21 protein-coding genes and 1 tRNA gene are annotated in these 19425 nt (G+C 63.3%); 13 read left to right on the top strand and 9 right to left on the bottom strand.

All coding sequences use genetic code 11. The features are described from left to right. Positions 1 to 39: 39 nt before the first annotated feature. The 3 genes from xylF (at position 40) to L610_RS18315 (ending at position 3313) form a co-directional block, all read left to right on the top strand. Positions 40 to 1083: a D-xylose ABC transporter substrate-binding protein gene (gene xylF / locus L610_RS18325; RefSeq protein ID WP_144706820.1), complete on the top strand. Its 1044-nt coding sequence runs from the start codon at positions 40 to 42 to the stop codon at positions 1081 to 1083. Positions 1084 to 1191: 108 nt separating this feature from the next. After that, positions 1192 to 2502: a sugar ABC transporter permease gene (locus L610_RS18320; RefSeq protein WP_144706818.1), complete on the top strand. Its 1311-nt coding sequence runs from the start codon at positions 1192 to 1194 to the stop codon at positions 2500 to 2502. 10 nt (positions 2503 to 2512) lie between these two features. Beyond that, positions 2513 to 3313 carry an ATP-binding cassette domain-containing protein gene (locus L610_RS18315; RefSeq protein WP_024848833.1) on the top strand — a complete coding sequence of 267 codons (801 nt, stop codon included), beginning with the start codon at positions 2513 to 2515 and terminating at the stop codon, positions 3311 to 3313. A 67-nt stretch (positions 3314 to 3380) separates the two neighbouring features. Here the strand turns inward: L610_RS18315 and L610_RS18310 are convergent, their stop codons facing one another. Further along, a complete protein-coding gene (locus L610_RS18310; protein ID WP_024848834.1) occupies positions 3381 to 3635 on the bottom strand; it encodes a hypothetical protein in 255 nt (84 codons plus the stop codon). 78 nt (positions 3636 to 3713) lie between these two features. Continuing rightward, positions 3714 to 4046 (bottom strand): hypothetical protein, encoded by a 333-nt coding sequence (locus tag L610_RS18305; protein ID WP_144706816.1) that lies wholly within the window; start codon positions 4044 to 4046, stop codon positions 3714 to 3716. Positions 4047 to 4161: 115 nt separating this feature from the next. On the opposite strand from L610_RS18305, the gene L610_RS18300 reads away from it, so the two are divergent. The 4 genes from L610_RS18300 to L610_RS18285 all read left to right on the top strand — a co-directional run bounded on the left by L610_RS18300 (position 4162) and on the right by L610_RS18285 (position 7730). Further along, on the top strand, positions 4162 to 5076 hold the full coding sequence (locus L610_RS18300; protein ID WP_024848836.1) for a site-specific tyrosine recombinase XerD: 915 nt from the start codon (positions 4162 to 4164) through the stop codon (positions 5074 to 5076). 97 nt (positions 5077 to 5173) lie between these two features. Beyond that, positions 5174 to 6124 carry an acetyl-CoA carboxylase carboxyltransferase subunit alpha gene (locus L610_RS18295; protein ID WP_024848837.1) on the top strand — a complete coding sequence of 317 codons (951 nt, stop codon included), beginning with the start codon at positions 5174 to 5176 and terminating at the stop codon, positions 6122 to 6124. A gap of 192 nt (positions 6125 to 6316) precedes the next feature. After that, positions 6317 to 7489 carry a murein L,D-transpeptidase family protein gene (locus L610_RS18290; protein WP_024848838.1) on the top strand — a complete coding sequence of 391 codons (1173 nt, stop codon included), beginning with the start codon at positions 6317 to 6319 and terminating at the stop codon, positions 7487 to 7489. Positions 7490 to 7493: 4 nt separating this feature from the next. Then, a complete protein-coding gene (locus L610_RS18285) occupies positions 7494 to 7730 on the top strand; it encodes a sulfurtransferase TusA family protein (RefSeq protein ID WP_371713070.1) in 237 nt (78 codons plus the stop codon). A 43-nt stretch (positions 7731 to 7773) separates the two neighbouring features. Here L610_RS18285 and L610_RS18280 read toward each other — a convergent pair whose 3' ends face one another. Then, positions 7774 to 8913, bottom strand: a complete 1140-nt coding sequence (locus tag L610_RS18280; RefSeq protein ID WP_144706814.1) for a GTP-binding protein — start codon at positions 8911 to 8913, stop codon at positions 7774 to 7776. Positions 8914 to 8916: 3 nt separating this feature from the next. After that, positions 8917 to 10002, bottom strand: coding sequence for a D-alanyl-D-alanine carboxypeptidase family protein (locus L610_RS18275; protein ID WP_024848841.1), 1086 nt, complete (start codon positions 10000 to 10002; stop codon positions 8917 to 8919). Between the two features lie 193 nt (positions 10003 to 10195). On the opposite strand from L610_RS18275, the gene L610_RS18270 reads away from it, so the two are divergent. The 6 genes from L610_RS18270 (at position 10196) to L610_RS18245 (ending at position 14775) form a co-directional block, all read left to right on the top strand. After that, complete coding sequence (locus L610_RS18270; RefSeq protein WP_144706812.1) at positions 10196 to 11359, top strand: M20 aminoacylase family protein; 1164 nt, start codon at positions 10196 to 10198, stop codon at positions 11357 to 11359. Positions 11360 to 11415: 56 nt separating this feature from the next. Further along, positions 11416 to 11492 (top strand) — tRNA-Arg (locus L610_RS18265). 220 nt (positions 11493 to 11712) lie between these two features. Further along, positions 11713 to 12114, top strand: a complete 402-nt coding sequence (locus L610_RS18260) for a transposase (protein WP_024850032.1) — start codon at positions 11713 to 11715, stop codon at positions 12112 to 12114. Beyond that, a complete protein-coding gene (tnpB, locus tag L610_RS18255; protein ID WP_144704475.1) occupies positions 12111 to 12458 on the top strand; it encodes an IS66 family insertion sequence element accessory protein TnpB in 348 nt (115 codons plus the stop codon). Before L610_RS18260 ends, tnpB begins: the two co-directional genes overlap by 4 nt. A 92-nt stretch (positions 12459 to 12550) precedes the next feature. After that, positions 12551 to 14134, top strand: coding sequence for an IS66 family transposase (locus tag L610_RS18250; RefSeq protein ID WP_244650305.1), 1584 nt, complete (start codon positions 12551 to 12553; stop codon positions 14132 to 14134). Continuing rightward, positions 14131 to 14775, top strand: a complete 645-nt coding sequence (locus L610_RS18245) for a plasmid pRiA4b ORF-3 family protein (RefSeq protein WP_144704471.1) — start codon at positions 14131 to 14133, stop codon at positions 14773 to 14775. The genes L610_RS18250 and L610_RS18245 overlap by 4 nt, the downstream gene beginning before the upstream one ends. A 543-nt stretch (positions 14776 to 15318) precedes the next feature. Here L610_RS18245 and L610_RS20770 read toward each other — a convergent pair. The 5 genes from L610_RS20770 to L610_RS18225 form a co-directional block, all read right to left on the bottom strand. Then, positions 15319 to 15453 (bottom strand): hypothetical protein, encoded by a 135-nt coding sequence (locus L610_RS20770; protein WP_256366567.1) that lies wholly within the window; start codon positions 15451 to 15453, stop codon positions 15319 to 15321. Next, positions 15450 to 15896: a phage terminase large subunit gene (gene terL, locus L610_RS18240; protein ID WP_186441604.1), complete on the bottom strand. Its 447-nt coding sequence runs from the start codon at positions 15894 to 15896 to the stop codon at positions 15450 to 15452. The genes L610_RS20770 and terL overlap by 4 nt, the downstream gene beginning before the upstream one ends. A gap of 108 nt (positions 15897 to 16004) precedes the next feature. After that, positions 16005 to 16244: a hypothetical protein gene (locus tag L610_RS18235; RefSeq protein WP_144706810.1), complete on the bottom strand. Its 240-nt coding sequence runs from the start codon at positions 16242 to 16244 to the stop codon at positions 16005 to 16007. After that, a complete protein-coding gene (locus L610_RS18230) occupies positions 16241 to 16486 on the bottom strand; it encodes a hypothetical protein (RefSeq protein WP_144706808.1) in 246 nt (81 codons plus the stop codon). Before L610_RS18230 ends, L610_RS18235 begins: the two co-directional genes overlap by 4 nt. A gap of 3 nt (positions 16487 to 16489) precedes the next feature. Next, positions 16490 to 18589 (bottom strand): hypothetical protein, encoded by a 2100-nt coding sequence (locus tag L610_RS18225; RefSeq protein ID WP_144706806.1) that lies wholly within the window; start codon positions 18587 to 18589, stop codon positions 16490 to 16492. Between the last annotated feature and the right edge of the window lie 836 nt (positions 18590 to 19425).

Raw genomic sequence — 19425 nt, 5'->3', positions numbered from 1 at the left:
TTCGTCTTGGTGCCTAACGGCCCGAATGGGAGGAACATTATGAGAAGATTTGCAACCGCATTGCTTGCGGGTGCTGCGCTGTCGCTGACGATGGCTGCAAGCGCCCTCGCAGAGGGAAAGACCATCGGTGTTTCCTGGTCGAACTTCCAGGAGGAGCGCTGGAAGACTGACGAGGCGGCAATCAAGGCGGCGCTCGAAGCCGCGGGCAACAAGTACATTTCCGCTGACGCGCAGTCCTCTGCTGCCAAGCAGCTGACCGACGTCGAGGCGCTGATCGCCCAGGGCGCCGACGCCCTCATCATCCTCGCGCAGGACGCCAGCGCGATCGGCCCGGCCGTCGAGAAGGCCGTTGCCGAGGGCATTCCGGTCGTCGGCTATGACCGCCTGATCGAGAACCCCGACGCCTTCTACCTCACCTTCGACAACAAGGAAGTTGGCCGCCTGCAGGCCAAGGCCGTGTTCGACGTCAAGCCGGAAGGCAACTACGTCTTCATCAAGGGCAACGGCGCCGACCCGAACGCCGACTTCCTCTTCGCCGGCCAGATGGAAGTGCTGAAGGAAGCGATCGACGGCGGCAAGATCAAGAATGTTGGCGAAGCCTACACCGATGGCTGGCTGCCGGCGAATGCCCAGCGCAACATGGAGCAGTTCCTGACCGCCAACAACAACCAGGTTGATGCGGTCGTCGCCTCCAACGACGGCACCGCCGGCGGCGCCATCGCCGCGCTTGAGGCGCAGGGCCTCGCCGGTACCGTTCCGGTCTCCGGACAGGACGGCGACCATGCCGCGCTCAACCGCATCGCGCTCGGCACCCAGACCGTCTCAGTCTGGAAGGACGCTCGCGAACTCGGCAAGGCCGCCGCGGAGATCGCCAACCAGCTCGCCGACGGCAAGGCGCTCGACCAGGTCGAGGGCGCCACGAAGTGGTCGGACGGCCCGAACGGCGTCGGGATGAACGCGATCTTCCTCAAGCCGGTCCCGATCACCAAGGACAACCTCAACGTCGTCATCGACGCTGGCTGGGTGTCCAAGGACGTCGTCTGCCAGGGCGTGAAGCCGGGCACGGTCGACGTCTGCGGCTGATCTGACAGCCTTGCCACAGGCGCCGCGGTTTGACTGCAGCCGCGGCGTCTGATCAAGTGAATGATCCGGCGCGTCCCGCAGAAGGATAGTCGGAAACGGGAGGATACCATGTCGGACGCGGCTGCTCAGACGCCCGTCGACCGGGCACGCGCTAGCGAACTTGGCCCAGTTGCACGATTTCTCCAGGACACCGAACTCGATACGCGAATGCTCGGCATGGTCGGCGCATTGCTGATCATCTGGCTGGTGTTCCACGCGCTTTCCGGCGGGTTGTTCCTCACCCCGCGCAATCTCTGGAACCTGTCAGTCCAGTCGTCCTCGGTCGCGGTGATGGCGACCGGCATGGTGCTGGTCATCGTCACGCGCAACATCGACCTGTCGGTCGGCTCGATCCTCGGCTTCACCGGAATGATCATGGGCGTGACGCAGGCAGAATTCCTGCCGCAATATCTTGGCTTCGGCCACCCGACCATCTGGATCATTTCCGCTCTTGTCGGCCTCTGCGTCGGCGTCGCCATCGGCGCACTGCACGGCTACGTCATCGCCTATCTCGGCGTTCCCGCCTTCATTGTCACGCTCGGCGGCCTGCTTGTCTGGCGCGGCGCGGCCTGGTGGGTAACGAGCGGACGCACCGTCGCGCCGATGGACGCGACCTTCCGCCTGATGGGCGGCGGGCCTGACGGCGCGATCGGCTCTACCTGGAGCTGGATCGTCGGTATCGTTGCCTGCCTTGCCGTCATCTGGCTGCTGATGAACGCCCGCACCCAGCGCAAGCGCTTCCGCTTCCCGCTGCGTCCCCTTTGGGCCGAGGTGTTCCTCGCGGTACTCGCCTGCGCCCTCATCCTCGCCTTCGTGCTGGTGGCGAACTCCTATCCATGGCCGGTCGGCATCGTGCGTCGCTACTTTCAGAGCCTTGGCCAGGAGGTGCCGGAGGGTGCCTACATCGCTCACGGCATCGCCATTCCGGTGCTGATGGCGCTCGCGGTCGGCATTGCCATGACCTTCGTCACCAACCGTACCCGCTTCGGCCGTTATGTCTTCGCCATCGGCGGCAATCCGGAGGCCGCGACGCTCGCCGGCATCAACACCCGTTGGGTGACGATGAAGATCTTCATGTTGATGGGCGGCCTGGCCGCCGTCGGCTCGCTGATATCTACCGCGCGCCTGAACGCAGCGACAAATGCCCAGGGCACGCTCGACGAGCTGCTGGTCATCGCGGCGGCCGTCATCGGCGGCACGTCACTGTCAGGTGGTGTCGGCACCATTGCTGGCGCGATGCTCGGCGCGGTGCTGATGCAATCGCTTGCTACCGGCATGATCCTGCTCGGCGTCGACACGCCGCTGCAGAACATCGTCGTCGGCCTCGCGCTCGTGATCGCCGTCTGGCTCGACACCCTCTATCGCCGCCGCATCGGCTGAGGAGATGATCATGGCAAACAATGGCACTCCTTCCGGCACCCCGCTTGTCGAAATGCGCAACATCTCGATCGCCTTCGGTGGTATCCACGCGGTCGATGATGCCTCGATCGATCTCTACGAAGGTGAGGTGGTCGCCCTCCTCGGCCACAACGGCGCCGGCAAGTCGACACTGATCAAGATCCTCTCCGGCGCCTACAAGCGCGATGCGGGTGAGATCTTCGTGAAGGGGGAAGCGGCGATCATCAACAATCCGCGCGACGCCAAGAAGTACGGCATCGAGACGATCTACCAGACGCTGGCGCTCGCCGATAACGTCGACGCCGCCGCCAACCTGTTCCTGGGTCGCGAACTGCGCACCAAATGGGGCACGCTGGATGACGTTGCAATGGAGTCGGAAACTCGCAAGGTAATGGGCCGTCTCAACCCGCGCTTCCAGCGCTTCAAGGAGCCGGTCATCAAGCTGTCCGGCGGCCAGCGCCAGTCGGTAGCGATCGCCCGCGCCATCTATTTCAATGCACAGATCCTGATCATGGACGAGCCGACGGCAGCGTTGGGTCCGCAGGAGACGGCCCAGGTCGGCGAGCTGGTCAAGCAGCTCAAGGCCGACGGCATCGGCATCTTCCTGATCAGCCACGATATCCATGACGTGTTCGACCTCGCCGACCGCGTCTGCGTGATGAAGAATGGGCAGGTTGTCGGAACCGCCCGCACCCAGGACGTCACCAAGGACGAGGTGCTGGGCATGATCATCATGGGCAAGTGCCCCCCCGGCGCCGTTCCGGGCCCCGGAGCCATGCGCGCCTTCGCCTGAAAAAGGCCCGTATGGCAACAAAAAAGGGCCCGGAAAACCGAGCCCTTTTTGTTTGTCTTGCTGCGGATCAGTAGCAGCGATCGACGACAACCTGTCCGGTGCGTGCGTGGCGATACTGGCAGTAACCCGGGCGGTCCGCCATACGACCAAGCAGGTAGCCACCAGCACCACCGGCAACGACGCCGATCAGTGCGCCTTCAGTGCCACCAGCGGCTGCACCGACGAGGCCGCCACCGATCGCGCCAACGGTACCCGCTTGTTCTGCGGTCGTGCAGCCTGCCATCGTCAGAGCGGCAATGGCCGCGAACAACATATTCCTCATACATACCTCCTAGGTGTTGGACCCGCCCCTTCCGGGAACGATGCCTTATCGCAACGCCAGCATCAAGAGCGCCACTACCTAAGGCTGTAGTGATCTCGATTCTTCGTTGCGCGATTGCCTCGACGCTACAAGAACCTCTTCGTCGTCAATCGGTTCCACGGAGGCCGTTAATCCGTGTTCGGGCGTCACGTCCCACACGATTTCCGAATCGACCTCGGCCAGCATCGGATCGACCTCGATGCATTCGACATAGAGGTTCTCGTGCTTGCCGTAGCGCTTACGGACTGCCGGAAGGTCCGCAGCGCAATCCTCGTAGAGCTCGTACACCGGCAAAGGCGCGGGCAGCTCGCGGCAATCCTTGAGGTCGCCCGAGCATGTGACTGCGAGAATGAATGCTGCGATGTGTTCCATGGCGTGTTCACCTTTCGCCATTTCAACGCAGCGCCTTCACCACGGTTCCGAGCGGTTCACCATTCAGAAAGGCTGTTCTGGCTAGGGTCGCCCGGAGGGGGACGGAGTGACAGCGATGAAGGCGGCCGTCCGGCTGGAAACATTTCTCGAGATGATGAGCGCCGAGCGCGGCGCGAGCGAAAACACGCTCGCGGCCTACCGGCGCGACCTTGAAGATGCGGCCGAGTTCTTCGGCGGCCGGCTTGATGACGTGTCTTCGGCGGAAATCCGCAGCTGGCTCGACGACATCGCGGCGCGCGGCTTCGCGGCATCCTCACAGGCGCGAAAACTCTCGGCGCTGCGCCAGTTCTTCAAGTTCCTGCACGCCGAAGGTATCCGCGAGGACGACCCCACCGGCGTGATCGACGCGCCAAAGAAGCTGGCCGGGCTGCCGAAGACGATGCAGGAGGACGCCGTCCTGAAGCTTCTTGCGCGCGCCGAAGCCGAGAAGCGCGAGGCAGCAACCGATGCCGCCCGCTTCATGGCCTGCCGGCTGCATGCACTCGTCGAAACGCTCTATGCAACCGGCCTGCGCGTCTCCGAGCTCGTCTCTCTGCCGGTGACGGTGGCGCTGCGCAACGAGCGCTTCTTCACCGTCCGAGGCAAGGGCGGCAAGGACCGCATCGTGCCTCTGTCGCCGAAGGCAAAGGAAGCGCTGCGCGACTGGATTGCGACCCGCGACAGGAACCCCTCATGGGCGGAAAGCCCGTACCTGTTCCCGGCCGACTCCGAAAGCGGCTACCTGCCGCGCCAGGTTTTCGCGCGCGAGCTGAAGGCGCTGGCGGCACGCGCGGGCATTCCCGCCGCAAAGGTGTCGCCGCACGTACTTCGCCATGCTTTTGCCAGCCATCTGCTGCAGAACGGCGCGGACCTGCGCGCGGTGCAGCAACTGCTGGGCCACGCGGACATATCGACGACGCAAATTTACACCCATGTGCTCGAAAACCGGCTCATCGAACTGGTCACAAGGCATCATCCGCTTGCCGATTAGTCTTATGACCGTTATGTGAAGCGTGCGTTTGCGCCCGCGCATGGCATTTTCCGGGGCATCTTCGCTCCTAGACCATCCTTCGGACACGACACGGCGAATGTTCAATTATCTCGATTTCGAAAAACCCGTTGCCGACCTCGAAGGCAAGATTCTCGAGCTGAAGAAGCTTTCCGAGAGCGGCGAGGCCGTTGATGTGGGCGACGAGGTTGCCCGGCTCGAGAAGCGCGCCCAGGACGCCCTGCGCGATGCCTACAAGAACCTGACGCCCTGGCAGAAGGTTCAGGTGGCACGCCATCCCGACCGCCCGCACTGCCTCGACTATGTGCGCGCTCTGTTCACGGACTTCACGCCGCTCGCGGGCGACCGCGCCTTTGGCGAGGATCAGGCGATGGTTGCGGGCTTCGCCCGCTTCCGCGGCGAGTCCGTCGCGGTGCTCGGCCTTGAAAAGGGCAACGACACCCAGACCCGCCTCAAGCACAATTTCGGCAGCGCCCGTCCAGAAGGCTACCGCAAGGCCGTGCGCGTCATGGAGCTGGCCGACCGTTTCGGCATTCCGGTCGTCAGCCTTGTCGACACGGCAGGCGCCTATCCGGGCATCGGCGCCGAGGAGCGCGGCCAGGCTGAGGCGATCGCCACCTCGACCTCCGCTTGCCTTGGCCTCAAGGTTCCGAACGTGGCCGTCGTCATCGGCGAAGGCGGCTCGGGCGGCGCGATCGCGATCGCAGTCGCCAACAAGGTCTACATGCTCGAGCACGCGATCTATTCGGTGATCTCGCCGGAAGGCGCGGCCTCGATCCTCTGGCGCGACACGACCCGTTCGAAGGACGCCGCGACCAGCATGAAGATCACCGCGCAGGACCTGCTGGAGCTCAAGATCATCGACGGCATCATCGGCGAGCCGCTCGGCGGTGCGCATCGTTCGCCGGAAGTCGTCATCAAGGCGACCGGCGACCAGATCGCAAAGGGCTTTGCCGAGCTCGCCGCAACGCCGATCGACTACCGCGAGCATCGCCGCGAAAAGTTCCTGGCGATGGGCCGCAACCTCTAACTGCAGCCCTGCTTTTGCCACAACTGGCTCTCAGCATATCGGCGCGTACGGCCTGTGCGCGCCGTTTTTGCTTGCGTGCCATTAGGTAAAGATTGCAGTAAGGTTTTTGCAAGGTTAACCCGTCTATTGTCGCTGCCAGGGCGTGCGAGCCCAAGCGTCGGACTGGTGTCCGGAACCAGAGCAGATCGATCCATGACGACCAAATTTGCCACTGTAGGCCTTTTGATCGCGGCCCTGTTCATCTCGGGCTGCAACGAGACGCTCGAGGACATCTCCCCGACGAGCGAAAAGGCCAACAAGCCGCTGCCCGCCAAGGTCGTCCAGACCCTCAAGGCGAAGGGCATGTCTACCACTTCGCCGATCATGATCCGCATCTTCAAGGAAGAGGCGGTGCTGGAAGTCTGGAAGCAGAAGGACAACGGCCGCTACGACCTCGCCGCCACCTATGATATCTGCAAGTGGTCGGGCCGGCTCGGGCCGAAATTCGTCGAGGGCGACCGTCAGGCACCTGAAGGGTTCTATACGGTGCGTCCGTACCAGATGAACCCGCGCTCTTCGTACCACCTGTCCTTCAACATCGGCTTCCCGAACAACTATGACCGTGCGCACGGCCGCACCGGCCAGCACCTGATGGTACACGGCGCCTGCTCGTCCGCCGGCTGCTACTCGATGACCGACAAGCAGGTCGAGGAGATCTACGCCTTCGCCCGCGACGCCTTCAAGGGCGGCCAGGAAGCGTTCCAGATCCAGGCCTTCCCGTTCCGCATGACCGCTGGGAACATGGCCCGCTACAAGGATGATCCGAACTACGAGTTCTGGACCATGCTGAAGGAGGGCTACGACCACTTCGAGCTCACGAAGGTGCCGCCGAAGGTCGACGTCTGCGGCAAGCGCTACGTCTTCAACGCGATGCCAGAAGCCGGCAAGACGTTCAATCCGGTCGCGGCCTGCCCGCCAATGAGCCGGTCGGCGACACTTGAAGCCGCCTACCAGAGCTATCTCAAGACCTATCAGTCGGCCTTCGACGCTGCTCTCAACAAGAAGAGCGACAAGGCGCCTTCGCCTTCGATCAAGGGCTATCAGGAGGCTCTGCTTGTGTCCGACTGGTCGCGCCGCCGCGCTCGTGGTGAGCGGGTGACGCGCGAGCCGCCGACACTCGACCAGCCGCAGGTCCTTGTCGCCGAGTCAAAGCCTGCCCCGAAGCCTGCCGAGGCTCCGGCGACGGTCGCCGTCGTGCCGACGCCGGCTGACAACGCCCGCGCCGAGGGCGCCATTGCCGAGGCAACCGGCACTGTCCAGCCGGAAACCGCGGTTGCGGAAAAGCCCGGCCTGCGCAGCCGTCTGCTTGGAATGTTCGGCGGCTGATCTGTTGAACGACGAGAATGCCGAAATCTATGACCTCAGGGGGCTGAACTGCCCGCTGCCGGTCCTGCGTGCCCGCAAGCGTCTTTCCGGTATGCCGGCTGGCGCAAGGCTCTGGGTCGAAACCACCGATCCGCTCGCCGTCATCGACATTCCCGCCTTCTGCCACGAGGCGGGTCACAAGCTGATCTCCAGCGAGCAGGTAGATGGCGCCGGACACCGCTTTCTGATCGAGCGCGCCTGAGCGTTAGCCGGACCGCAATCGCGATCCGGCATCTCACTCCAGTTCAGGGACGAAAGCCCGCGATCGCCAGCGGGTTGTCGGAGAGCGCCGCGCTGTCGGCAGTGTCGATCATCGGCTCGCCGACAAATGCCGAGAACAGGCGGCGCGTATAGTCTTCGGACAAATCATAGCCGATCAAGACGATGCGCGTTCCGCGCGGGCCCTCCGGCCACTCTGGCAGCCATGCGGGCGGATGCAGGAGCTTTTGCACGCCGTGGATGACGAGCGGTCGCTCCATGTCCTCGACGACCTCGATCACCCCCTTCATGCGCAACAGATGCTCGCCCTGCGTCGAGCGCAGAAGGTCGAGGAACATCTCCACCGTCGAGAACGAGACCGGCTTGTCATGAACGAGCGAAATGCTCTTCACCCGCTCATCGTGGTGATGATGGTGATGGTGCGGATGAGTGCAGCCATGGCCCTCACACTCATGGTCATCGTGATGGTCGTGATGGTGGTGGTGATGCCCGGCGTGCTCTTGCTCGCCAAGCCAGCGGCGCACGTCCGCCGACTTGGTCTCCGGATTGTAGACGCCGCACTCGAACAGTGCCGCCACGCCTGCCTCGCCGCTTCCGGCATCGATGATCTCGGCCGTCGGATTGATCGCCCGCAGCCGCGCGCGTAGTCCGGCTTCCCCGCCCTCTTCCGCCAGGTCCGCCTTAGTGAAGACAATGCGGTCCGCGACCGCCGCCTGCCGCACGGCCTGTTCATGCGCGTCGAGCGTCGCAGCGCCGTTCACGGCATCGACCACGCAGATCACGCCGTCTAGGCGCAGCATGCGCACCAGCACCGGATCGCCCATCACCGAATGCAGCACCGGCACCGGATCCGCTAATCCCGTCGTCTCAACGATGATCCGCTTGAGCGGCTGGATCTTTCCCAGCTGCGACTTCTCGATCAGCTCGGCCAGCGTGTCGACGAGCTCACCGCGCACGGTGCAGCAGAGGCACCCATCCGCAAGCTGGATGACGCCGTCCGAAGCCTGCTCGACCAGCATGTGGTCGACCGAGACCTCGCCGAACTCGTTGATGATGACGGCCGTACTCTCGAGCGCCGGATCCTTCAGGAGCCGGTTGAGCAGGGTCGTTTTTCCGGCACCGAGAAAGCCGGTGAGGATCGAAACCGCAATGGGCGTATTTGGCATGTATCAGCCGCCTTCCGCGACGTTTGTGGGATTGTAGTCCGGGCGCGGCGTCGGGATCGGCACGTCCGCATAGCGCGGCGCCTTCGATTCCGGACCGCTCGCACCGGTGGTGATCGCAACTGCGACCCGCTCGCGCTGCGGCTCCTTCAGATGCGGCGAGGTATAGCGCGGCTTGCCTTCCGGCCCCCGCAGCGCCTCGACCGACTTCCAGTGTTCCGGCGTGCAGATCACGGGGCGAAGGTTCACCGCAGCCGCCGGCTCTTTGCCGCTCGGGCGCAGCTGGGCGATGAACGGGGCATTGTCGCCCTTCGTCTCAAAACCGCGCGCCAGCATGTTTGCCGCCTTGTCTGCACGCGCCTCGACCGTGGGCTCGCCGACGACGACGGCCATCAATGTGCGCCCGCCCCGCTCCGCTGTCGCGATCAGGTTGAAGCCCGACGGGCAGGTGTAGCCGGTCTTCATCCCGTTCGCGCCCTCGAAGCGCATGATGAGGTCGTTGTGGTTGTCGATCGTCTTCTTGCCGGTCTTCAACGCCTCGATGCCGAAGAAATGATGATATTCGGGAAACTCGTTCCAGACTGCCATGGCGATGATCGCAAGATCGCGCGCCGAAGTCGTCTGCTCGTCGGCATGAAGCCCGTGCGGGTTGACGAACTTGGTGGCCGCGAGCCCGAGGCGCTTCGCCTCCGCATTCATCCGCTCGGCAAAGGCCTGGCGCGAGCCGCTGAGGCTTTCGGCAACAGCCGTGGCGACGTCGTTCGCCGACTTTACCATCAGGATGCGGATGGCATTTTCGAAGGAGATCACGGTGCCGGGCTTGTAGCCCATTTTGCTCGGCGGCTCCTTCGCCGCCCGCTCGGAGATTTTGACCGGCGACTGCATCGTGATCTCGCCCGCCTTGATGGCGCGGAACACCACCAGCGTCGTCATCAGCTTGGTGAGCGAAGCCGGATACCAGGGTGCGAACGCATCTTCGTGTTCGAGCACCTTGCCCGTATCGAGGTCGACCAGCATCGCCGGGCCTGCCAGGCTGCTGCCCGATGTCAGGGACAGCAGGAGACCCGCGATGACCATTGTCCTGAACTTCATTGCGAAACCGCCCTTGTCGCGCCGTCCGGCACAATAACAATGCGGGCAGCCAGGGACCTCCCGCCGCCTCTGCGCCCGGACCGTAAGTCCGTTCTTGCTATTTAACCTATGTGACGCCAAGAAGGCAAAGAACCTGCCGATGCTGCGGCGCACTCTGCGCGCGCCTCCATGGCTTTCTGAAGAGGATGCTCTCATGCCGATCATCAATCGCGTCGCCGAAATGCATGACGAAGTAACCGCATGGCGCCGCCACCTCCACACGATCCCGGAGCTCCTCTACGACGTTCACCAGACCGCTGCATTCGTTGCCGACAAGTTGCGCGAATTCGGCTGCGACGAGGTCGTCACCGGCATCGGCCGCACCGGCGTCGTCGGCATCATCCGCGGCAGACTTGGCGACGGCCCGGTGGTGGGCCTGCGCGCCGACATGGACGCGCTGCCCCTCACCGAAGTCACTGGCAAGCCCTATGCCTCGCAGAAGCCCGGCGTCATGCACGCTTGCGGCCATGACGGCCACACAGCAATGCTTCTCGGCGCGGCAAAATATCTTGCCGAGACCCGCAATTTCCGGGGCGCGGTTGCGGCGATCTTCCAGCCGGCCGAGGAGGGCGGCGCCGGCGGCAAGGCGATGGTCGAGGACGGCATGATGGACCGCTTCGGCATCACCAGCGTCTTCGGCATGCACAACATGCCGGGCCTGCCCGTCGGTGAGTTTGCGATCTGCCACGGCCCGATTATGGCGGCGACCGCTGAGTTTCGGATCACCGTCAACGGCAAGGGCGGTCACGCCGCCATGCCGCACAAGGCAATCGACCCGATCGTCGTCGGCGCGCAGATCGTCCAGGCGCTGCAGACGATCGTCTCGCGCGGCACCGACCCGCTTGATGCCGCCGTCGTCTCGGTGACCCAGTTCCACGCCGGCGATACCCACAACATCATCCCGACCTCCGCCTTCCTCGGCGGCACGATTCGCACGCTGCGGCAGGAAGTGAGCGACGCCACCTACCSCCGCATCAGCGAGATCGCCGAAGGCATCGCTGCCGCCTGCGGCGCAAGCGCCGACGTCGAGATCATCATCAACTATCCGGTGACGGTGAACCACGCCGACGAAACCGAATTCTCGATCAGGGTCGCGGAGGAAATCGCCGGTGCCGGAAAGGTCGACCCGCAGCTTCGTCCCCTGATGGCGAGCGAGGATTTTTCCTACATGCTGGAGGCGCGCCACGGCTGCTTCATCTTCGTCGGCAACGGGGACACGGCGAACCTTCACAACCCCGCCTACGACTTCAACGACAACGCCCTGCCCCACGGTATTTCCTACTGGGTCCGCCTCGCAGAACAGGCGCTCGGGCGTTGAGCTGGGCGTCAAAACGGTTGGCGAACGCGACCGAAGCGTTTATATCCGCAATCGGCGGTCCCGTAGCTCAGCAGGATAGAGCATCAGATTCCTAATCTGAGGGTCACAGGTTCGAATCCTGTCGGGATCACCAGCATTCTCAGCGGTTTCGTAGATCCCTAGCTCATCAAGCTCCAGCTGCGCACACACCTGCTTCTTTCTCTAGCAGTTTGGGGCCCCTCCCCCTTTTCCTCCCCTCGGCGCCCCTCGAGCTTCGTCATCCTCGGGTTTAACCCGTATCCCTCCGGTGACGGCCGCCTTGCGGTCTGAGGGCGAACGTCGGAAGTCCTAGGGACAATCCTAGGAGTAGCCCTATGACGATGCCGCGAGTGGAGGTGATCACGTCGGTCGAGAGACGGCGCCGCTGGTCGCGTGAGGAGAAGGAGCGCCTGGTGGTGGCATCTTTCGAGCCTGGCGTGACGGCCTCGGAGGTCGCGCGATCGGCGGGCATTCACGTCAGCCAGCTCTTCCGATGGCGCAAGGAGCTGTGTGATCGGGTCGATGTTGGCGCCACGCAATTGGTCCCGGTCGAGATCGTCCCTGCCGCCCAGCCGCCCGTCGTTGAGACGCCGGCATCATCGGCGTCTCCCAACCGACGTCGCCGCAAGAGCGGCATCATCGAGATCGAGCTTGGCGGCGGGCGCCGTGTCCGTGTTGATCGCGACGTGGATGGCGAGGCGCTGCGGCGCGTGCTGGACGCGCTCGGGTTGCGATGATCCCGGTTCCGAGCGGCGTGCGGGTGTGGCTGGCGACGGGTCACACCGACATGAGGAAGGGCTTTCCGGGCCTGGCATTGGTAGTGCAGGAGACGCTGAAGCGTGATCCGCACAATGGTCACCTGTTCGTCTTCCGTGGTCGTCGCGGCGATCTGATCAAGGTGCTTTGGCACGACGGCCAGGGCGCCTGCTTGTTCTGCAAGCGGCTGGAACGGGGGCGCTTCATCTGGCCATCGCCGGCCGACGGCGTCGTGACGATCACGCCGGCCCAACTCGGCTATCTACTCGAAGGCATCGACTGGCGCATGCCGCAGAAGACCTGGCGGCCGACGGCGACCGGCTGACGATTTGGTCTTGCACATGGCGGTGGATATGATTCCATTTCCATATGCCCGACGCTGAATCGCTCCCTTCCGACCTCGCCGCCGCCCACGCGATGATCCTGGCGGAGCGCGCCGCACGCATCGAGGCCGAAGCTCTTGCCGCCCACGCGGCGGCGGTCAGCTCCGGAACGGAGGCGTTGATTGCACGACTGAAGCTGGAGATCGAGAAGCTCAGGCGCGAACTCTACGGCAGCCGCTCGGAGCGCAAGGCCCGGCTGCTCGAGCAGATGGAGCTTCAGCTCGAGGATCTGGAAGCTGATGCTGTTGAGGACGAACTTTCTGCCGAAAGGGCGGCTTCCCGGTCACAGACGGTCCGCTCGTTCGAGCGCCGGCGCCCGTCGCGCAAGCCGTTCCCGGAGCACCTGCCGCGCGAGCGCGTCGTGATCGCCGCACCCGAGAGCTGCCCCTGCTGCGGCTCGACCAGGCTGTCGAAGCTAGGCGAGAACGTGACCGAGACGCTGGAGGTGATCCCGCGTCGGTGGAAGGTCATCCAGACGGTGCGCGAGAAGTTCTCGTGCCGCCAGTGCGAGACGATCACCCAGCCGCCGGCGCCGTTCCACGTCACGCCGCGCGGCTTCGCCGGGCCGAACCTGCTGGCGATGGTGCTGTTCGAGAAGTTCGGCCAGCATCAGCCGCTGAGCCGGCAGAGCGAGCGCTATGCCCGCGAAGGTGTCGAGCTGAGCCTGTCGACGCTGGCCGATCAGGTCGGCGCATGCGCGGCGGTGCTGCGTCCGCTGCATGCGCTCATCGAGGAGCATGTGCTCTCGGCGGAACGGCTTCACGGCGACGACACGACGGTGCCGATCCTGGCGAAGGGCAAGACCGACACCGGCCGGGCCTGGGTCTATGTCCGCGACGATCGGCCCTTCGGCGGGACATCGCCACCTGCAGCCCTGTTCCACGCATCGCGCGACCGGTCTGGCGATCACCCCGAGCGGCACCTGAAGCAGTTTACCGGCATTCTGCAGGCCGATGCCTATGCCGGTTACAACCGGCTCTACCTCGTCGACCGCAAGCCCGGACCGGTGATGGAAGCGCTCTGCTGGAGCCATGCGCGGCGCAAGTTCTTCGTGCTCGCCGACATCGCCGCCAACGCGCGTCGCGGCAAGACCGCGCCGCCGATCTCACCGATCGCCTTCGAGGCCGTGAGGCGCATCGATATCCTGTTCGACATCGAGCGCGACATCAACGGGCTGCCTGCCCAGCAACGTCTTGCCGCGCGTCAGGAACGGAGTGCGCCGCTCGTCGCCGAACTGGAAGAGTGGATGCGTGGCGAGCGGGCCAGGCTCTCGCGCCATGCGCCCGCCGCCCAGGCGATCGACTACATGCTCAAGCGCTGGAATGGCTTCACACGCTTCCTCCAGGACGGGCGCGTCTGCCTCACGAACAATGCGGCCGAACGGGCGCTGCGCGGTCTGGCACTGGGCAGGAAGTCCTGGCTCTTCGCCGGGTCGGACCGCGGCGCCGATCGCGCGGCGATCATGTACACGCTGATCGCAACCGCCAAGCTCAACGACGTCGACCCGCAGGCCTGGCTGGCCGACGTGCTCGCCCGCATCGCCGACACGCCGCAGGGCCGCCTGGCCGATCTCCTGCCGTGGAACTGGAAGGCGCAATCTGCAAGACTGGCCGCATGAGCCCGTCCCCGAAGATCGCCGCATCCGACAGCCTCAACGAGATCGCCACGGTCCGCGTCGAACTGCGCGACACCGATCCCCTGATCTGGCGCGAGGTCGAGGTGCTGACCTCGATCACGCTGAAGGTGCTGCACGACATCATCCAGGCCGTGATGGGCTGGTTCGACTACCATCTGTGGGAGTTCACCATCGGCAAGCAGAGATACGGCCTGCCGATGGACGAGGACTGGGGAACGGCGCCGCGCAAGGACGCCGCCAAAGTGCGCCTGCGCGATGTGCTCAAGCCGCGCAGGACGACGATCGACTACCTCTACGACTTCGGCGACAGCTGGGAGCTTCGGCTCACCGTGACCGGCGTCAGGGCCGGCCATCCCGAGACCTCCTATCCGCGCTATCTCGGCGGCGAGAGGAACGCCCCACCCGAGGATTGCGGTGGCATTCCAGGCTTCTACGACATGCTCGACGCGCTGGCCGACCCCGACCACCCCAACCATGCCGACGCAACCGAATGGGCCGACGACTACGATCCCGACACCATCGACGAACTCCCGATCAAATACGCGCTCTTGCGCATCGCGAACCGACGAAACCCAGCCAAGGCGCGATTGATCAACAAAGCCCCGCCGAAACCCGATAACTGATCACGCCGCCATAACCGCGGTCCTCACCGGACGGTTACTATCAGGGTTGGGGATGGGGGAATGATAGGAGGGATGATGATGACAGGCAATAACCTCGGTCTAACCTAAGACCCTCATGAGGAAATCCTAGTCTGTATCATTAGGAGAACCTAAGAGAGATATAACTATAGGTTCACCCATGGGGGGCATAGGGGGGTCCCCTCCTATTGTGGGGGGTAATTGACATACCAATCCTAGGGGCTTGGATGCGTTCTTACCTACCAGATGTTGGGGGTGGGGACTCGGTCATCCACGAGTAGCTCAGGGGTGAAGCTAGGCCCATCCCATAGATGACCGAGGGCGGGTGCTTTACAGCACACACGGGAAGTAATCTAGAAACCCCAGAAGGGTTCCCTATCGAATTTTTCGCTGTCGGAAAGGTCCCTCGGCCATCGAGAGGCGGCTCGGGTTGGGGACTAAGCTAACCTCCAACGGGTAGCTCTAACGGAGATAAGAGCTAGTCCGTAATGTAATGACCGAGGGGATGGTCTTTCTATACGACAACTAGTCATAAATCCAGCTGTCCTCCTTCGGCTCCTCCCCGAACTGCCGGTGGAAGTCTTCGATGAACTTCTGGAACTCCTTCTCCCGAAGCTCTTCGAGGTGTTCCTCATGGGCGCGGAGGGTGTCCCGGCTCATGTGTTCCACCCAATGCCCACCGACTTCACCGAGGGCGAGTGAGAGGCTCGGGCAGGGCCAACGTCGAAGGCGATGTTCGAGTCACGCTGACCCTTTCCCGGCTTGAGGTGGGCCAGAATGTCCATCTCCGCGATGAGGCGCTTGGTGAAGGTCGAGAAGGCGTCAGCGCGGTCCTTCGATGCAGAGACGACGAGGATGTTCAGTTGGGGGTTGTTCAGCAGGAGCCAGCAGACGAAGGCTGACGTGACCCAGCTTTTACCCACGCCTCGGAACGCCTCGATGACGCAACGCTTCGGTCCCTTCTGGAGGTAGACGGCGATGTCGTACTGGACCGCCGTAGGCTCCGGGAGGTTGAGGTGTTTCCAGACGAGGTAGAGGAAGTTGCGGAAGTCGGAGAGGATGGGTGAGAGGGAGGTCGTGGTCTTTAGATTACCGTTGCTCATTTCGGCCTCTAGGAGGCCCGCAGGGCGCGAAAAAAATGGGCGGAGGGTATACACCCATCCACCCGTGGATAGCCGTAGGCGAGCTTCTGTGCGCCGCTGCGGGGCTAATTAGTTGGGAAGGTAGCCAGCCCGTTCATCCAGATCATCGATCTCGGTGAAGGGGATTTCCTTCGCGAGGTTGTCGATGGGGCTGTTAGGCTTCCGGGCACCGTCGATGCCGTTGTCCTTGAGGAACTGGCGGGCGACACTGAGGTCGGAGGCCGTGGCCTCTCCGCTCCTGATCTTCGCGAGAAGGGTCTCCGCGAGTTCCGTGTGAAGCTGTTCGAGGACTTTGTTCAGGTTGCTCATATCGGCAGCCTTTCATAGAGGGCGGCCCCCAGCGCCACTAGGACGCCGAAGGCCGTAAGGAGTTGGGTGATCCAGTTGACGTTCGAGTTGCTCTTCGCGACGAGACCGGAGACCACGTTCTCCGTGGCCGTCTGACGGTCTTCCAGTCGCTCGATGCGGGCCAAGTGGCTTCCGAGGGTGGAACCGATGGTGTCCACCTTACCCTCCACCCGGCCAAGGGCGATGAGGATTTCGTCGTTCATTGGTTATCTCAATGCGATGGCAGCGCAGACGGGGAAGTAGACGTTGTTGGCCGAGACAGACAGTGTGACGGTGCCACCATCCGGCATGTGGCGGTGCCCGAAGATGGCGGGGAAGTAGCCGTTGTTACCGCCACCGAAGCCCTGCACGTACTCCATACCGCCCCAAGAGTTGGTCACTCCGTCCAAAGCGCGGCCCGATGAGGCCACCCCGAAGATGGCTCCACCGGACTCGGCGGTCATGTTGAAGGAGTGAGGCCACCCTGCCTGCGTCGCGTATGCCTGAGTGGGGGTAACGGATTGGAGGTTCGTCACCCGCCACACGGCGATGTTGATGCAGTTGGAGGCGAAGGACGACGCCGCATTGCATGTGACGTTCTGCACTCCCTGCTTCCCGGCGACGTGGCAGAGCCAGTAGCAGTTGTAGACGCTTCCCGACACGAGGGGCGAGTTGCCCGCGAGGAACGTGACCGGCGTACCTCCAACCGCGAGGGTCGATGCTGCGTTCCCGGTGGTGTTGCTCCAGAAGGCAATGATGTTGGAGCCTTCACCGGAACCGAACTCCATCGGGATAGTGTATGAGGGGCCGTTAGACCTGACGCGGGTGTAGGCCGTCACCGATGCGCCCACCTGAACGGTCGGGGCATACGGGACGATCTGGTAGCTGATCTTGCCTACCCTACCACCACCGATCTTGATGTCCCCGGTGATGGCCTTGTCCACGCCCCACATGCCAGCGCCATGGATAGCCAGCCAGTCAGCTCCCTCCTGATCGCTGATCGGTACGGTGTTGGCGAACGTCAGGAGACCACGGGCGGCATCGTTGCCCTGCGGGTTGAGGAACAGCGGGACAGCGTAGACGCGGCCACGGAAGTCCAGCTGGTACGGGAAGTAGAACTCTTCCGCGTCCTTGAACCGCTCGGCCACCCAAAGCATCCGGGAGAACTGGAGGCGCTTCGAGACCGCCTTGGCGTTCGCCTCGTAGATCGCTGCGCGCTCCGCCTTCCAGCGCATGAACTGCTCCAGCTGGTCAGGGGTCATGTCTTCCTTGGTCATCCCCGGCTCCAGCCAGAGGGGAGCCTCCGGGAGCGGCTCGTCTTCGCTCATGGGAAGGTTTCCGAGGGTGGATTGATTGTCCCACAAAGTACGCATGACTTCGTACACCGGGCGGTTGATCTGCCACGCGGTGTTCTGCATCGCATTGACGGCATCGTAGACCGTCTGCATGTCGGCGTTCTCCAAGTCTTCGAGGTATGCCCGGTTGTGTGTTTTGACCAGCCGGAGGTTCCGCACCCGGCCCGACCAGTAGCCTCCGCTGACCGGCGAGGTCCACGGGCGAGGCGGCATCAGGCAGGGGAGGTAGATCGGAGACATCGGCTCCAGTCGGGCGTCCTCCGTCTTGATCCATTCGAGGGTCTCCTGAGTCGCCACCACGTAGACGTTGGTGAAGTTCTTTCCGTCCGTCATGCGGCGAAGCTCGAACATGCCGGTGGCCTCGATGACCAGCTCGATCATCTTCGTGCCGACTCGGACCTTGATCTCGTCCGACCAGTCCTCCCAAACGATCTGCCGGTTGCGGGCGAGCTTGTTCATCACCCGGCGCTGGTAGTTGCGGTTCTGAGACCGTTCGAGGATGGCCTTCTTCGACCAGTTGTAGGCTCCCTCGTTCTGCTCGCGGAAGGCGTTGAAGTGAAGCTCATCCTCGATGAGGGTAGCGATACGGGAAGCTGCATTGGCGAGCTTCATCTGCTGCGACACGGTGTCCAGCAGGGCACGGATGGCGAGGTGGCAGGCCACATCCGGGTCAGCCTCGGCCAGATAGGTTGCGGCCACATGGCGACGACCAGCCTTCGAGGACGCCGCCTCGGCAAGGAAGGCATTGTACGCCTCGACCGTCTTGGCATGGGCATGGATCATCAGACGACGAACAGAGGTGGTCTGCGTCATCCGCTGCTTCTCCCTCGCCGCCTCAAGAGCGGCACGGAAACGGGCAATACCAGCCGAACGCATCTCAGCCTCAAGCTCAAGCTGCTGCTCCCACATGGGGTGCTCAGACGGCTTGATGCCATGGGCTGCGATGAAGGTGATGTCGGTGAGGTTTTCCATCTTCGAGGTCTCCTGAAAGACCCCGGCAACGGGAACACCACGGACGAACCAGAGGTGGTCCTATGGGGATAACCATAGGTGAAAACCTAGGGGTGAAACCTAGGGGGAGGGCATCCGGGGGGTGTCCTATTGCGGGGGGTAATTGGCGCACGGTCGGTGCGTCTTATTGTGGGGGGTAATCCATCCACCCCGAGGCCGAGGGCCTCTCCCGGCATGTGGCGCGTGTGGCGTTTGTGGCGTCAATGATCTCCGCCACTTCCATCAGAACTGAGGGACTGCCACGCCACATCATGTGGCGCGCACCACATCGTATTGCCGATAATATATCCATGAGTGGATAGCTGTTGAGTTAAGAAAAGCCGCGGATTTTCGGGATAATCCGCAGCTGTTTTCAATCAACTATCCGTGGATGGATGGGCTATCTATCGCTACCTAAATCTGGTGCGTCTACCAATTTCGCCACACCCGCAACGGCGCTGTCACTATGATATAATGCCGGCACTCGCAAGTGGCCAATTGCGGCTACCCAGATGCAAGCAGGTTAGACCTGAAGCGGGAGTTCCTCGCCGTCGCGGTGCCTGGCCGACTGGCCGCTGAGCAGGTGCAAGCAACCGAAGCGGTGGGCGAAAAGTCCTCAAAAGCGCACAGGCTGCGGAATTCGCCCTTCTGTAAAGCAATTTGGCCAGAAACGCTGGCGTTTGCCCTAAAACTGGCTATATAGGGGCGCGATTTGTGCTGCCTGAACGCGGCGCCAATCCGGGTACAGGCTGGTCAGTGACGGAATTAAGCAGGCCCTCCAACAAGTTGGCCGGCAAAAATTTCCCTACCATCCCGTT

Source organism: Aminobacter sp. J44 (assembly GCF_007829415.1).
GTDB lineage: Bacteria > Pseudomonadota > Alphaproteobacteria > Rhizobiales > Rhizobiaceae > Aerobium.
This window is presented reverse-complemented; position numbering and strand designations above follow the sequence as displayed.

What these genes read in the sequence shown, in the direction of transcription:
- xylF (WP_144706820.1), top strand. Translation starts at nt 40, where the DNA reads ATGAGAAGATTTGCAACCGCATTGCTTGCGGGTGCTGCGCTGTCGCTG.
- L610_RS18320 (WP_144706818.1), top strand. Translation starts at nt 1,192, where the DNA reads ATGTCGGACGCGGCTGCTCAGACGCCCGTCGACCGGGCACGCGCTAGC.
- L610_RS18315 (WP_024848833.1), top strand. Translation starts at nt 2,513, where the DNA reads ATGGCAAACAATGGCACTCCTTCCGGCACCCCGCTTGTCGAAATGCGC.
- L610_RS18310 (WP_024848834.1), bottom strand. Translation starts at nt 3,635, where the DNA reads ATGAGGAATATGTTGTTCGCGGCCATTGCCGCTCTGACGATGGCAGGC.
- L610_RS18305 (WP_144706816.1), bottom strand. Translation starts at nt 4,046, where the DNA reads ATGGAACACATCGCAGCATTCATTCTCGCAGTCACATGCTCGGGCGAC.
- L610_RS18300 (WP_024848836.1), top strand. Translation starts at nt 4,162, where the DNA reads ATGAAGGCGGCCGTCCGGCTGGAAACATTTCTCGAGATGATGAGCGCC.
- L610_RS18295 (WP_024848837.1), top strand. Translation starts at nt 5,174, where the DNA reads ATGTTCAATTATCTCGATTTCGAAAAACCCGTTGCCGACCTCGAAGGC.
- L610_RS18290 (WP_024848838.1), top strand. Translation starts at nt 6,317, where the DNA reads ATGACGACCAAATTTGCCACTGTAGGCCTTTTGATCGCGGCCCTGTTC.
- L610_RS18280 (WP_144706814.1), bottom strand. Translation starts at nt 8,913, where the DNA reads ATGCCAAATACGCCCATTGCGGTTTCGATCCTCACCGGCTTTCTCGGT.
- L610_RS18275 (WP_024848841.1), bottom strand. Translation starts at nt 10,002, where the DNA reads ATGAAGTTCAGGACAATGGTCATCGCGGGTCTCCTGCTGTCCCTGACA.
- L610_RS18260 (WP_024850032.1), top strand. Translation starts at nt 11,713, where the DNA reads ATGACGATGCCGCGAGTGGAGGTGATCACGTCGGTCGAGAGACGGCGC.
- tnpB (WP_144704475.1), top strand. Translation starts at nt 12,111, where the DNA reads ATGATCCCGGTTCCGAGCGGCGTGCGGGTGTGGCTGGCGACGGGTCAC.
- L610_RS18250 (WP_244650305.1), top strand. Translation starts at nt 12,551, where the DNA reads ATGATCCTGGCGGAGCGCGCCGCACGCATCGAGGCCGAAGCTCTTGCC.
- L610_RS18245 (WP_144704471.1), top strand. Translation starts at nt 14,131, where the DNA reads ATGAGCCCGTCCCCGAAGATCGCCGCATCCGACAGCCTCAACGAGATC.
- L610_RS20770 (WP_256366567.1), bottom strand. Translation starts at nt 15,453, where the DNA reads ATGAGCCGGGACACCCTCCGCGCCCATGAGGAACACCTCGAAGAGCTT.
- terL (WP_186441604.1), bottom strand. Translation starts at nt 15,896, where the DNA reads ATGAGCAACGGTAATCTAAAGACCACGACCTCCCTCTCACCCATCCTC.
- L610_RS18235 (WP_144706810.1), bottom strand. Translation starts at nt 16,244, where the DNA reads ATGAGCAACCTGAACAAAGTCCTCGAACAGCTTCACACGGAACTCGCG.
- L610_RS18230 (WP_144706808.1), bottom strand. Translation starts at nt 16,486, where the DNA reads ATGAACGACGAAATCCTCATCGCCCTTGGCCGGGTGGAGGGTAAGGTG.
- L610_RS18225 (WP_144706806.1), bottom strand. Translation starts at nt 18,589, where the DNA reads ATGGAAAACCTCACCGACATCACCTTCATCGCAGCCCATGGCATCAAG.